Annotated in this window: 11 protein-coding genes and 1 pseudogene; 4 read left to right on the forward strand and 8 right to left on the reverse strand. The window is 68.1% G+C overall.

Annotated elements, in window-relative coordinates; all coding sequences use genetic code 11:
• Nucleotides 1-55 precede the first annotated feature (55 nt).
• Together ACFO5K_RS00945 and ACFO5K_RS00950 are read left to right on the forward strand one after the other, a co-directional pair.
• Entirely contained in the window at nucleotides 56-697 is a 642-nt protein-coding gene (locus ACFO5K_RS00945) for an HD domain-containing protein (RefSeq protein WP_378555160.1), read from the forward strand.
• A 256-nt stretch (nucleotides 698-953) separates the two neighbouring features.
• Nucleotides 954-1733 carry a hypothetical protein gene (locus tag ACFO5K_RS00950; RefSeq protein ID WP_378555161.1) on the forward strand — a complete coding sequence of 260 codons (780 nt, stop codon included), beginning with the start codon at nucleotides 954-956 and terminating at the stop codon, nucleotides 1731-1733.
• A 32-nt stretch (nucleotides 1734-1765) separates the two neighbouring features.
• Here the strand turns inward: ACFO5K_RS00950 and ACFO5K_RS00955 are convergent.
• The 5 genes and pseudogenes from ACFO5K_RS00955 to ACFO5K_RS00975 all read right to left on the reverse strand — a co-directional run bounded on the left by ACFO5K_RS00955 (nucleotide 1766) and on the right by ACFO5K_RS00975 (nucleotide 7594).
• Nucleotides 1766-2502 (reverse strand): annotated as a pseudogene (locus ACFO5K_RS00955) (copper homeostasis protein CutC).
• 1 nt (nucleotide 2503) lies between these two features.
• Nucleotides 2504-3283 carry a glucosamine-6-phosphate deaminase gene (nagB, locus tag ACFO5K_RS00960; protein WP_378555162.1) on the reverse strand — a complete coding sequence of 260 codons (780 nt, stop codon included), beginning with the start codon at nucleotides 3281-3283 and terminating at the stop codon, nucleotides 2504-2506.
• On the reverse strand, nucleotides 3283-4449 hold the full coding sequence (locus tag ACFO5K_RS00965) for an N-acetylglucosamine-6-phosphate deacetylase (RefSeq protein WP_378555163.1): 1167 nt from the start codon (nucleotides 4447-4449) through the stop codon (nucleotides 3283-3285). Before ACFO5K_RS00965 ends, nagB begins: the two co-directional genes overlap by 1 nt.
• A 142-nt stretch (nucleotides 4450-4591) precedes the next feature.
• A complete protein-coding gene (gene ptsP, locus ACFO5K_RS00970) occupies nucleotides 4592-6256 on the reverse strand; it encodes a phosphoenolpyruvate--protein phosphotransferase (protein ID WP_378555164.1) in 1665 nt (554 codons plus the stop codon).
• A 3-nt stretch (nucleotides 6257-6259) separates the two neighbouring features.
• Nucleotides 6260-7594, reverse strand: coding sequence for a PTS transporter subunit EIIC (locus ACFO5K_RS00975; RefSeq protein ID WP_378555165.1), 1335 nt, complete (start codon nucleotides 7592-7594; stop codon nucleotides 6260-6262).
• A gap of 228 nt (nucleotides 7595-7822) precedes the next feature.
• Between ACFO5K_RS00975 and ACFO5K_RS00980 the strand changes: the two genes are divergently transcribed.
• Complete coding sequence (locus ACFO5K_RS00980; protein ID WP_378555166.1) at nucleotides 7823-8053, forward strand: glucose PTS transporter subunit EIIB; 231 nt, start codon at nucleotides 7823-7825, stop codon at nucleotides 8051-8053.
• Nucleotides 8050-8505, forward strand: a complete 456-nt coding sequence (locus ACFO5K_RS00985) for a PTS sugar transporter subunit IIA (protein ID WP_378555167.1) — start codon at nucleotides 8050-8052, stop codon at nucleotides 8503-8505. Before ACFO5K_RS00980 ends, ACFO5K_RS00985 begins: the two co-directional genes overlap by 4 nt.
• A gap of 15 nt (nucleotides 8506-8520) precedes the next feature.
• Here ACFO5K_RS00985 and ACFO5K_RS00990 read toward each other — a convergent pair whose 3' ends face one another.
• From ACFO5K_RS00990 to ACFO5K_RS01000, 3 genes are all read right to left on the reverse strand, one after another.
• The gene (locus tag ACFO5K_RS00990; protein WP_378555168.1) at nucleotides 8521-8658 is read right to left on the reverse strand and encodes a hypothetical protein; all 138 of its coding nucleotides are present in this window, start codon (nucleotides 8656-8658) and stop codon (nucleotides 8521-8523) included.
• A gap of 305 nt (nucleotides 8659-8963) precedes the next feature.
• Nucleotides 8964-12314, reverse strand: a complete 3351-nt coding sequence (locus ACFO5K_RS00995; protein ID WP_378555169.1) for a DEAD/DEAH box helicase — start codon at nucleotides 12312-12314, stop codon at nucleotides 8964-8966.
• A gap of 98 nt (nucleotides 12315-12412) precedes the next feature.
• A complete protein-coding gene (locus ACFO5K_RS01000; RefSeq protein WP_378555170.1) occupies nucleotides 12413-13036 on the reverse strand; it encodes a SanA/YdcF family protein in 624 nt (207 codons plus the stop codon).
• Nucleotides 13037-13551: the final 515 nt, after the last annotated feature.

A 13551-nucleotide genomic window follows, 5' to 3' on the forward strand; every position in this document is an offset into this window, starting at 1 on the left:
GTGCCCTCGGCTAGGGTCGGTCCCACACGATCAGAATCGAGCACGGGGGTGCGGCATGGAGTTCGATCAGCTCGAAACCGAGGCACGGGAATTCGCCATCGCGGCCCACGGCGACCAACGCTTCGGTGACCGTCCCTACTCCACACACCTGACGGCGGTGCGGGCTGTCCTCGACGACTTCGGCTACAGCGGCGACCTCGCCCTGGCCGCCTGGCTCCACGATGTCGTCGAAGACACTCCCGTCACCACCGAGGAGATCGAATCACGCTTCGGCCGTGCGGTTCTCGATCTGGTGTGGGCGGTCACCGGCGTCGGCCCCGACCGCAAGGCCCGTAACCTCGACGCCTACACCAAGATCGCCGCCCATCCCCGAGCGGTGATCCTCAAACTCGCCGACCGCACCGCCAACGCCGAAGCCAGCCCACCCGGCAGTAGCTGGATGGGCATGTACCGCACCGAACATCCCACTTTCAAAGCTCACCTCGCCGACTTGCTCCCCGGCGACCCGACCGTGGCGCGCATGTGGCAACGCCTCGAAACCCGCCTCGACCTGTCGGTAATGCCACCGTCGGACCAGTGGGCCGAGATCGACCACTTAGCGGCGGCAGGCGAGCACGCAAAGGCGGTCGCGGCAGTACAAACCGCCTTCGATTGCGACCCGGGCGAAGCCGAACGCATTCTCGCCGAGCGCGCCTGACCGCAGCGCCGATGCCGGCCGACAGTGGTGGCTCTGGCGCGCCGCTTAGATGACCGGACGCTGGTCATGGGTATACGCCACCAGCCGCGGCGGCGGGCGGTCCGTACGAAGGCCATCCGATGGGCAGCCGCAGCGGAGGGTCTGCAGCGCTGTTCATTCAGTTGTTAACGGGTGTGGCTCGTGGGGGCGAACTACCGGTGAGGGCAACATGCTGCTCGCTGACATCGCGTCGAAACGGCGCGGGGGAGGATCACTTATGCGTTCGGTTCGCGGAGCACTGGTCATCGTCGGAATCGCGCTCGGTCTCGCTACCGCCGCCTGCACCGACCCGGACCTCGGCTCGACGGCGGCAACCGGCTCACCGACGACGCAGCCGTGGATGCCGCCGGATGCAACCGGTCCCACCCCAGCGCCGGACCCGGGTGTGCCGATCGACGATCATGAGCCATGGGCGCAGACAGTGATCCGAACCAAGACCACCACAGGCACTCCCGTGGGCTCGGTCATCGTGCACGCGGTCCGGTTCGCCCCGTGCGACGGCACCGGCCCACAGTCGGGTTTCCCGGCCGATGCGAAGCCGACCGGTCAATACGATCTTTCCACCAACGACCGGGGCGAGCTCTACACCGAACTGCCCTTCGGCTGCTACAAATACACCCTGTCGCCGCCGGGCGACGCGGTGCCGGTCGACACTGCCGCACGCAGCTTTTTCCTGCTCGACCGCGACAAAGCGAACACGGTGGTCATCCAGTTCGAGGATCAGGCCCAACCCACCGACTGCGACCCGACCACTGTGGCGAACACATTGACCGATCGCCTCGACTACCTCGCCGATGTCCCCGCGCGGGTGCAGTCCTGCGCAGGCGAATGGGCGCTGATCGACTGGCCGACCTCACCGGGCGACAACCTGCGCCTGATCCGCACCGACGGCAGCTCGTGGACGACCTACACGGCCTTCCCACACTCGATCTGCTGGGCGCAGGCCGAGGCCGACTGGGTTCCGTCCCGCTTCAGTCACTACTTCGAGAACTGCTGAGGATACGGCGGTCTGCGGCGGACCGGTCCCCGCTACGCCGGGTCCGGTCCGCGCACGGTGTGCGCCTCGTCCAGCGCGCGGAGCCGGGAGGCCGCCGCACTCGCGAGCGCGCTGTCGAGGTGCTCGTGCCCGGCCTTCCCCCCACCGCCCGGCCCGCCGTCGTCTGCGATGACCCGTCGGGCCGAGAGGTGAATCGCGTCGACTCCTGCTCCGTGTAGTGCCGCGAGGTCGTCGACAGCGACTCCGCCACCGGCCATGATCTCGAGGCGACCGGCCGCGTACTGCACCATCGCGGCGAGTTCGTCGATACCTTCGGCGCAGGTGAGACCACCACCGGAAGCGAGCACCCGGGTCATTCCACACGTGCCCCCGCCCGGTCGGCGATCTGGTCGATGGCGCGATGAAAGGTCAGTTCCACCGCGTCGACCGGCACACCGTCGAGGACGCGTCGCATGACCTCGATGTCGACCAGACGATCCGGCGTGAGCGCTCCGACCACCAGTCCCTGTACCCCGACCGAAACCGCGGCACGCGCATCCGCGTTCATCACCGCGATCTCGGCATCGGTGTACACGAACCCGCCTGCCCGGCATCGGATCAGCGCGTGCACCGCCACCCCGGTGCCCACCGCCGCCTCGATCATCCCGATACTCGCGGTGAGCCCACCCGTACGGCCCAGCGCCGCACACAATTCCACCCGGTCCGCGCCGACCCGTCGGGCGTCGAGCGCGCCCGCCACATCCTGTACCGCGAACTCGAGCGCAGTCATCTCAGAACGACTGCCAGGCAGGCTTGTTCGCGAGTGCGTACTTGTAGTAGTCGGCCAGTTTCAGCTTGCTCGCCGCCGCCTCGTCGATCACCACGGTGACGTGCGGATGCCACTGCATGACCGAGGCCGGGCAGAACGCCGACAGTGGCCCCTCGGCGGCGGCCGCGATCGCGTCGGCCTTGCCCGCGCCCAGCGCGATCATCACCAGGTGCCCGGCTTCACCGATGGTGCCCAAACCCTGGGTGAGCACGTGGTGCGGCACGTCGTCGGGGCCGTCGAAGAAGCGGGCATTGTCCTTGCGCGTCTGCTCGGTGAGCGTCTTCACCCGCGTGCGCGAGGTCAGCGCCGAACCGGGCTCGTTGAACCCGATGTGCCCATCGGTCCCGATGCCGAGCAACTGCACGTCCACGCCGCCGGCCGCGGCGATCGCGGCGTCGTAGCGCCTGCCCTCACCGGCGACATCGCCTGCCTCCCCGTTAGGGCTCAGCACCCGGGCCGGATCCAGGTTCACCTGGTCGACGAACTCGGCGCGGATCACCGAGAAATACGATTCCGGATGGTTTCTCGGCAGTCCCACGTACTCGTCGAGCAGGAACGCGCTCGCCGTCGAGAAGTCCAGTTCGCCCGCACGGTAGCGGCGCGCCATTTCCTGGTAGCTGCCCAGCGGCGAGGACCCGGTGGCCAGCCCGAGAACGGCATTGCCGCGGTCGACGTAACCGCCGACGATGTCGGCAACCGTCGTGGCCACCTCGTGTTCGTCGGCCCGGATCACGATTTCCATCAGGTACTTTCCCTTCCGGCGACGAACACCCGCCGCAGCTGCAGTGACTGGTCGGTGACGAGCAGATCGGCGCGGGCGCCGACGGTCAGACTGCCCCGCTCGCCGAGCAGTCCGAGCACGCGTGCGGGCGTGCGGGTTGCCGCGATCACCGCGTCGACGAGCGGGACGCCCGCATGCTGAACCGTCCACCGGAGCACATCGAGCAGTGTGGCCGTGCCGCCGGCGATGGCACCGCGAGTACCGTCGCCGGTCGCGAGCCGGGCGACACCGTCGTGCACCTGCACATCGAGCGCACCCAGCCGATAGTCGCCGTCGCGCATTCCCGCCGCCGCCATCGCATCGGAGACCAACGCGATCTGTTCGGCGCCGACGGTGTCGAACACCATCGCCACCGTGGCCGGCGCCAGGTGCACACCGTCGGCGATCAATTCGACCACCATGTCCCCCCGGCCCGCTGCGGCCAGGCACGCGGCGACGGGTCCGGGGGAGCGGTGGTGCAGTTCGGGCATCCCGTTGAACAGGTGAGTGGCGGTGATCGGTGCCCCGGCAGCTTCCGCGATGCGGGCCGATGTCGTCGCGGCATCGGCATCGGTGTGTCCGAGACTGGGCAGCACGCCGTGCCCGCGCATCGCGGCGAGCAGTTCGGTGAACCGCGCGGTCTCCGGCGCCAATGTCATCGATCGAACGGTGCCGTGAGCTGCCGCGCACACTCGCTCGAACAACGCTGGATCGCCGGGCACGATCGCCGCGGGATCCTGTGCCCCGCACCGGGTCGCGTTGATGAACGGCCCCTCGAGATGCACTCCGAGCAGTTCACCATCGGTCACGAGCTCGGCCAGCACCGCGGCCTGCTCGATGAGCACTTCCGGCGGGGCCGACACCAAACTCCCCATCAGCCCGGTGGTTCCGTGCCGCCGATGATGCGCCGCCGCGATCCGCGCACCCGCCCCGTCGGCATTGGGGAACCCGAACCCGGCCCCGCCGTGACAGTGCATGTCGAGCAGGCCGGGCAGCACGAGCTCGTTCGTGGCCGGCGGAAGACGATCCACACGAGGATGATCCGCCGCCGGGCCCACCCAGGTGATCCGGCCGTCCGCAAATTCGACCACCCCGTCGGCGATCTCGCCGCCCACCGTTCCGACGACCTGCCCACGCACCACGTTCACGGCACCCACACCATCCGATGCCGGATACCCGTGTGCCCGGCCGACTCACGGCCCGGCCATGCCGAGAGCCCCACACTCGCCCGGCGTGGGGTCTCCGAGCGCCGGACTGCCGACTCGCCCGGACGCCCCGAGGCACCCACGCTCACACCCGACCGACAATCGCCGCGGCCACCGCTCGCGCCGCCTGCGGATCCCGTGCGGCACAGGCCGCGTCCGCCGCATCCTGGCATCGCTGGATATCGACCGCGGCCAGCGCCGCCCGCACCGCGGGCAACGCCGGAACCGACATCGACAGGCTCGTCACGCCGAGCCCTACCAGTACCGGCGCCAGGGTCGGATCCGAGGCCGCCTCACCACACACACCCACCGGCTTCCCCGCCGCGGTACCCGCCGCCCCGACCATCGCGATCAGGTCGAGCACCGCCGGCTGCCACGGATCGAGCAGTTGCGCGAGGCCACCGGCCATCCGGTCGACCGCGCAGGTGTACTGGCTCAGGTCGTTGGTGCCGATGCTGACGAAGTCCAGGTGCGCGAGCAGATCGGCGGCCCGCAACGCCGCCGCCGGAATCTCGATCATCGCCCCGACCTTGTGCAGCCCGGCCTCCCGTGCCAGCGCCGCGAATCCGGCGGCCTCGTCCGCGGTGGCCACCATCGGCGCCATCACCCACAGGTCGGCACCGGTCGCCGCACCCGCCCGAGCGAGTGCCGTGAGCTGAGTGGTGAGCGTTTCCGGGAATACCGTCCCGATCCGCAGGCCACGCACCCCCAACGCGGGATTCTCCTCGGTCCCCAGGTCCAGAAACGGCAGCGGCTTGTCCGAGCCGGCATCGAGCGTGCGCACCACCACGCGCCGCCCGGCGAACTGTTCGAGAACCGATGTGTAGGAGGCGGTTTGCTCATCCAACGACGGCGCCGACGACTTGCCGAGATACATGAACTCGGTACGGAACAGCCCGACACCCTCGCTGTCGACCGGCCCAGCTTTCGCCGCGTCCTCGACCGTGCCGATGTTCACCAGCAGATGCACCGGCGTCCCGTCGGCGGTGTGTCCCGGCCCGCTCGCCGCGGCGATGCGCGCCTTGTCCGCTGCCGCCTGCTCGACGGCGGCCTGCCGGCGGCCAGGAGTCGGATCGATCACCACCTCCCCGGTCGTGCCGTCCACCAGCACCGGCGTGCCGTCGACGAGCCGATCGGTGTCGGGACAGTTCACCACCGCGGGCAGACCGAGCGATTTCGCGAGGATCGCGGTGTGGCTGGTCGGACCGCCTTCACTGGTGAGCAGGCCCACCACATCGCTGTCGCCGAGCATCGCGGTATCGGCGGGCGCGAGGTCCCGCGCGACCAGTACGAACGGATACCCCGGCTCGGGGATACCGGGCATCGGCTCACCGAGCAGCACCGCGACGGTGCGCCCACCGATGTCGCGCAGGTCGGTGACCCGCTCCGCCATGTACCCGCCCAGTGCCTCGAGCTTGGCGCAGAAACCCTCGAACGCGAGATGCACGGCGTGGGCGGTCGGCATCCCCGCGGCCAGTTCCTTCTCGGCTGCGGCGACGATGCCCGGATCCCGAGCCATCGTCGCCGACATCGAAAGGATCTCTGCCGCCACACCGCTCACCCGCGACGCCCGGTTCAGCATTTCGTCGGCCACCCCGCCGAGCGCGTCCTTCACCCGGGCGAGCTCCTGCTCGACGGTGCCGCCCACCGGATCCTGCGCGGACGTCGCGAGCTGCGTGCCGAACCGCAACCACGGCGCGCACACCACCCCGGGGCTCACCCCGAGCCCGTGGATCACCTGTTCGGCCATGGCTCACTCACCTTCCGGCTTCTTGTCCAGCTTGGTTTCGGCATCGGGCCCGTTTCGAGTATCGCCGGTCGCGGCCACCGCGGGCGTGGCTTCGCTCTCGGCCGCGTCGGGCGACTCGGTCTCGACATCGGTCTCGGCCTCACGACCGGGTGTCCGCAGGTTCCACTTCTTGATCACGAAGCTGAACAGCAGGTAGTAGATCAACGCGTAACCGAGCCCGATCGGGATCAGCAGCCACGCATCGGTCGCCTTACCGAAGTTCAGCAGATAGTCGATCGCCCCGGCGGAGAAGGTGAACCCGTCATGGATTCCGAGCGCGTTCACCAGTGCGTGCGAGGTACCGGTGAGAATCGCGTGCACCACATACAGCGGCCACGCCACGAACATGAACGAGAACTCCAGCGGCTCGGTGATGCCGGTGACGAACGCGGTGAGACCGGTGGAGAGCATGATCCCGCCGACCAGTTTCTTCTGCGAGGGCCGGGCATTGCGCCAGATGGCGAAGGCGGCGGCGGGCAGCGCGAACATCATGATCGGGAAGAAGCCGGTCATGAAGGTGCCCGCGGAGGGGTCACCGGCGAAGAACCGGTTGAGGTCGCCGCGAACCAGCTGCCCGGAGGCGTCGGTGTAGTCACCGACGAGGAACCAGACCGTGGAGTTCAGGATGTGGTGCAACCCGGTCGGGATGAGCAGCCGGTTGGCCGCGCCATAGATACCGCCGCCGACTACGGAGTTGTCCGCCACCGACTGACCCACCCAGGTGAGCGCGGAGTTGAACGCCGGATACAGGAACGCCATCCCGACGCCCACGACAAGACCGGTGACCGCGGTCAGGATCGGCACCAACCGCCTGCCGTTGAAGAAGCCGAGGAAGTCGGGCAGCTTCGTGCGGTAGAAGCGTTGCCACAGCATCGCCGAGAGCAGACCCATCACGATGCCGCCGAGTACGCCGTAGTTGATCAGCGCCTGCGCACCCTTGGGGTCGGTCTTGCCGGCCAGCACGATCGGCGACATCGCGGTGAACACGCCGTCGATCACCATGTAGCCGACCACCGCGGCCAGCGCCGTCGATCCGTCGGCCTTCTTGGCCCAGCCGATCGCGATGCCGACCGCGAAGATCAGCGGCAACCAGGTGAACACGGCTTGGCCCGCCGCGGAGATCACGGCGGCGGTGCTTTCCAATGCGGAGAAGCGGCCGAGGAGGTCGTCCTGTCCGATGCGCAGCAGGATGCCCGCCGCGGGGAGCACCGCGATCGGCAGCATGAGGCTGCGACCCAGGCGCTGTAGTCCCGCGAACGTTTTCGATTCCTTCTTGGGGCTGTCCGTAACGGCAGTCATGTCGACCTCTTCGTGCCGGGTCTCCGGCGGTCTCGGCGAGCCGGTCGGACTTCGTGGCCGATCCGGTGTAACTCTTGTGAACCAGTGACCGCGACGGGTACTGTCCGGTCATAACCAGTTGTAAGTTTGACCAGGTGGTCGCCGGATGTCAACCGCGAAATATGACGTGGCGCACATCCGAGGCTCCCATACTGGAACCGGCAACCACCGCGGAAAGGGAGAACGCAGATGTCCAAAGCAGCAGCGATCGTCAAGGGTTTGGGCGGCGCCGAGAACATCGTCGAGATCGAAGCCTGTATCACCCGTTTGCGCACCGAGGTGCGCGACGGCGCCAAGGTCGATGAGGCCGCGCTCAAGGCCGCGGGCGCCCACGGCGTGCTGAAGGCCGGTTCGGTCGTGCAGGTGATCGTCGGACCCGAGGCGGACACCCTCGCCGAGGACATCGAGGACATCCTGTGAGCATCCCGGTGCTCGCACCGCTGCCCGGCAAGATCATCGGCCTCTCCGATGTCCCCGACCAGGTCTTCGCCGAACAGATCGTCGGCTCCGGCGTCGCGATCGATCCCGACCGCACCCGCGGCACCCTGATGGTGACCGCACCGATCGCGGGCAAGATCCTCAAACTCCACCCGCACGCCTTCGTGATCCTCGGCAGCGGCGTCGGCGTCCTCGTCCATCTGGGCATAGACACCGTGAAACTGAAGGGCGAAGGCTTCGAGCTACTGGCAAGCGAAGGCGCCACGGTAGAAGCCGGCGCCCCCATCGTCACCTTCGACCCCACCGAGATCGCCGCCACCGGCTACTCGGTCATCTGCCCGGTCGTCGTCATGGACTCCGCCAAGGACTCGGTCCACGCCGACACCATCGGCAACGAAGTGGACAACGGCGCCCTACTGTTCGATTCGCCCTGACAGATCAGGCACGTATCAGCTGGTCTCGCAGCCGATCCCGTCGCTGTCGTGATCGAGCCCGTACTCATCCGGCCCGATCACCCGAACCCGCCCGACGTAAACCGGCCCGTCTCCGCTGCCGCCCTCGCAGTCGACGTCGCTGGTGATCGGCACACACGGGTCGTAAGACGGGTGACATTCCCCGCCCGGCGGAGGTGGAGGCGGTGGCGGTGGGCAGAACTGACTCGACCCGCTGTTGCACAGCAGGTCGGTGACCGGATCAGCGCCGGCTTGCGTCGGCAGGGCGATGGCTATGCCGATCGCGGCGCAAGCAGCTGATCCGAGAAGTGCGGCCGGTCTCATAGTGACTCCGATCATTGGAACCCCCGCCAAGCCTGCTCCGAACTGCTGGCAACCGGTAGGCCCGAGATCGAATCGTTGACCGCGCGACGAACCGTTATCTTCGTCCGGGCCGTTGCCTAATGGCTGACCGTTTCCTGGACCAGCTGGTCGCTGTCGGCCGGCCAGTGCTCGGCGAGTACGTCGAAGTACCGCTGGCTGCTCCACAACCGGTAGTTGCCGATCACGTAGACCCGCCGCCGCGCGCGCGACACGGCCGCATTGAGGACGCTCGGATTGGCCGCCGCCCAGCGGCGCGATCCGCCCGCCGCGGGCGAGGTACCCAGGATGAGCACCACCACCTCGGCCGAGCGGCCGCGCATCGCGTGCACGGTTCCCACCTGGCTCGCGGCGAATTCTGCCCCGAGCACCTCGTTTGCGACCGCCCGTGCGCCCCGCGCGACATCCCGGAACGGGCTGACAACCCGGATGTCGGTCGGGGCGATGCCGTCCTCGGCCAGTTGCGCGAGCAACGCGGCGAGCGCCGCACCCTCGCCCGGAATCCAGTTCCCTTCGGCCCGTGCGGATCGCACATCGATCCAACGATCGTGGCCGGGGAAATCCGTCCGCTGGGGAGTACCGAAGACCAGCAGGTCCTCGTCGTAGGCGATGCGGTGGGTCAGCTCGAAGATGGGCAGGTCGCTGCGCCGATGTACCCGTAGCGGCGTGCCGACCCACACCGGTTCGTCGTAATCGGCCGGTGCGAGCCATGTTCCGAACCGCACCGCGCGATCAGCCGCCTGCCGAGCCGAGGCCCGATCCGGCAGCCATTCGGGTTCGAGTCCGAACTGGCGCACCAGCGCCTCCTGCGCCGACGTCGGCAGCACCTCGGCAGGTCCGAGCTGACGGTGATCACCGACGATCACCGCCCGCCGCGCCCGCCACAGTCCACCGGCCACCGATTGCGGCGCGGCTTGGCCGGCGTCGTCGACGAACAACCAGCCCAGCGCTTCGCGACCCAGCCCCTCGAACAGCCTGGGCAGCGCGGTGAACGTGGTGGTGACCATCGGCACCGCGAGGAACAGCGTCTGCCAGGCCGCGGCAACGGTTTCAGGTTTCGGTGCCGTGGCCAGCTCACCGCGGATCAGCGCGATGGCGACGATCAAATTGTCCCGAACACGTGGCGCGGCATTGAGCAGGAACGCCCGGTGCAGACGCAACGCCGACAGGAAGAGCTCGCGCCGTGCCGTGCAGTACTGCTCATCGGCCCACGGATTGCACAGCTGGAATTGTTCGTCGTCACCGGCCACATCGCCGAACGGGATGGTGTGCGCCCAGTTCTCGCGCGCCCGCTCGATGATGTCGAGTGCGTCGGTCCGCCGGTTCGTCAACTCGACGTGGTCACGGATGAGGGTGCGCCCGTGCTCGGCGGCCTGGGCCCACTGCTCACGCGTGTAGTCGACCTCGGTCTGGCGCCGCCGCATATCCGACTCGGCGATGTGCCGTTCGCGCAGCAGTTCATTACTGCGCGCGCTCCACCGCCGCCCCGCCCGGAATCCCGTCGACAGCGACGCCACGAACCCCGGCTTCTGCCCACCGTGTTCACCCAGCAACTTGCCGATCCGGTGATGGGCGGCTTGGGCGGCGCGCAGATGTTCGGTGGCCAGTTGGTGGCGTTCCCGCCAATGTGCGTGGGCGGCATCGGCGTTGGATATCTCGGCCGACATCGACAGCAGGCCGTCGTTCATGGCGGGCAGTCCGGCCACCGCGTCGGCGACGTCCTGGCGTTGCTGCGCGAGCTTGCGCACCTCGGCCCGGCGGCTCGCGAAGTCGCGCACCGCGGTCTGCCAGTCCGGCAGCGAATCCGGGTCGGCCTCGGCGTGTTTGAGGATGTCGAGCATCCCGCCCGAACTCGCCTGGGTCTTGCGGTCGGTGGCGAATCGGTCACCGAACCAGAACTGTTCGCCGAAGGTGCGGCGGGTACCGCCGAGGGCCGCGGCGACCAGGCCCCAGGCGGGTTGCCCGCTCACGAGTTCGGCGAGTTCGGTGAAGTGGTTGGTCTGCACGTGGCGATCGATCGCCTCGCGGTGCTGGATCTCGGCGACCACATCGGCCGCGGTCTCGTCGCTACCGGTGGCAAGTACCACCTCGAAGCCGGTGACAGCGGGTGTCAGGCGATGCGCGCCGACCGTGTAGTTCTTCGCCACCTGCACCTGTTCGGTGATCCCGGTGAACACCGTCATCGGGTCGTCGAAGGCAGCCAGCTGCCCGGCTCGTTCGACCACGATTCCGGCCAGCAGGTCCCGCAGCATGGTCGTCGTGCCGGTGCCCGGCGCACCGTGCACCGCGAAGATCCCCGCGTCGTCGCGCAATTGCGCCATCGCCCGATCGACCGCGAACTGCTGGCCCGATACCAGCGGGTCCCCGGGCCAACGCCCGTCCGGAAGCAGGTGGGGGAGCAGGCCCTCGACGACCACATCCTGTCGTTCGCGCACGTCGATGCGCTCGTCGACCGGCAGTTCCTCGGTCGCCGCGAGGTAATCCCGCAGGGCGGCACCGATGTCGCCGCGTTCCACCGCCGCCGCCAGCTCGGCGAGGTCGGCACCGAGCCCACTGTTCAACCGGTCTTCGGTTGCAGTGGTGTCGGCATCGCGGGTCGCGACCTGCACGCACGCCACCCGCACGCCACCGGCTCGCAACTCGGAACGGATCCCGAGCGCGCCGCACAGCTCACCGGTAAAGGTATGCAGGTCTCGTCCGGTCAGCCGGGGCGCATCGAATTCGTCGTCGGCCGTGAGCCGCTCGGCGAAAGCCAGCGCCGACATGCCGGCCAAGCCCGGTGAGATCACCCCGTCGGCGCCCGCGGCGATCACCGACGCCGCGACACCACGACCGGCCACGTCCAACGCCCGCCACCGTGGCGCCGGGCCTACCTGCTCGGTATCCGGTTCCGGGGGCACCGCTTCCTGTGTGAGGGTGTCGAAAGCCGCTGTGAAGGCGGTGGAATCGTGCTCGTACCCGTCGGCCCAGCCGCTGTCGGCCGGACCGGGGGAGCGCAACCGGTTCACCGCCCACGCCAGACCCGACAGCGTCGCCGACTCTGGGACCACGACTCCGTCATCGGTCAGGGTCACCGCGAAAGCCGCTGTGGTGCCGCCCCGCCGGGCATCGGCCTCGAGCTGGTCCTCACCGAAGGTCCGGATCAGCGCTTCACGCGCCCGGCCGACCCCGAACAGCCCGCCGTACACCACGAATTGCCACACCCGCCCAGGTTTCAGCGCAGGCAAAGTGTTCGTGTTCTCCCACGGCGCGAGCTCGTCGGCACCGAGTTCCACCACCAGCCCGCCTGATTCAGGACAGGCTCCGGCCTCAGGTACCAGTTGCGGACCGAACAACTCCAAGGTCCGCCAGAAACGCACGAGCCGCCCGGCATGCTCGGACCCGCTCACGATGCACCCCATTTCGTCGGCCAGCACGCTGACAACTCGCACCACGGTACGTGATCGCGATTCCCTCGACGTGGCACCCCGGTGCTCGCGTCGCGCACGGCGAGGCCATCGGCGCTGGGCTTTTCCTCTGCAGCCGGCGTTCAGCGCAACAGCATCTCCGCGACGGCCTTCGGTGCCGCCAGCCATTCACGGAAGTTGTTGCGTACCTCGGTCGCCCGCCTGCACTCGCAATAGGCGACCACACCGTCGGTATCGATGTCGGCGGCCCGGCACAATGCCACCGCTCGCGGCAGGTGCTGATACTGGCTGACAATGATCCCGCGCTCGATCCCGAACTCCGACCGTGCGCGCTCGCAGGTCTGCCGAGTGGACAGCCCCGCGCCGTCGGCCCGCACGATGGCCGGATCGATCCCGTGCTCCAGTAGATAGGCGGTCATCGACGCGATCTCGTCGCCGGAGGTGCCGCCGGCGTCCCCGGACAGCAGAATCTCTCGCACTGTGCCCGCGGCCACCAATTCGATCGCGACATCGAGCCGCCCCCGCAGATACGCCATCGGCGTCCCGTCGGGCGCCACCCTCGCCCCCGGCACGATCACCACCGGAGCGCCGGGCGCGTCCGCAACGTCACTGCGATGACCGGACGACAACGCCCACGTGGTCGCATTCGCGCCGGCCGTCACCAACACCAAGCCGCCGACGAGCACCAGCGCCGCCTTCATAACGCGACGCAACCGCCCACGCCTTTCCTTGTGTTCCTCGGCCACCGCTCGGTCCCTCCCATTGCTGTCGCATCCCTTGCGGCCGCAACCGTACCGGCCGACAATGGTGTCGGCCGGTATCCACAAACGCCGAAAACCCCGCCCGACCAGCGGATTTGACTTTGTAATTCCCGGCACGTAACTTTATTCGAGTCAGAGCGACACGGACGGCGACCCGGACACACAGTGACCGGGACAACGAGGTAGGACGTTGAGCGCCTGACTGATCATGTGTTCAGGGCTACACGGTGCGGAACTTGCTTCCGGCGGTGTGCTTGGGCTATGTTGGAACTCTTGCTTCACCGAAACCCCGACGAGTAGTTGTGGGTAGGAGTGTGTGCGTGTGTTCTTTGAGAACTCAATAGTGTGTCGATGAATGTCAGTGCCAATATTATTATTGGTTCCAACCTTCGCGTACCCCCGGTCGTGGGAGGTTGGACATTGAAAAACAACAGCGAATTTTGATTTGCTGGTGTTTGGCTTTGCTAGATTTTCGGACTCTAGTTTAGATATTTCTGATT

The sequence above is a fragment of the Nocardia halotolerans genome (genome assembly GCF_042650145.1).
GTDB classification, from domain to species: domain Bacteria; phylum Actinomycetota; class Actinomycetes; order Mycobacteriales; family Mycobacteriaceae; genus Nocardia; species Nocardia halotolerans.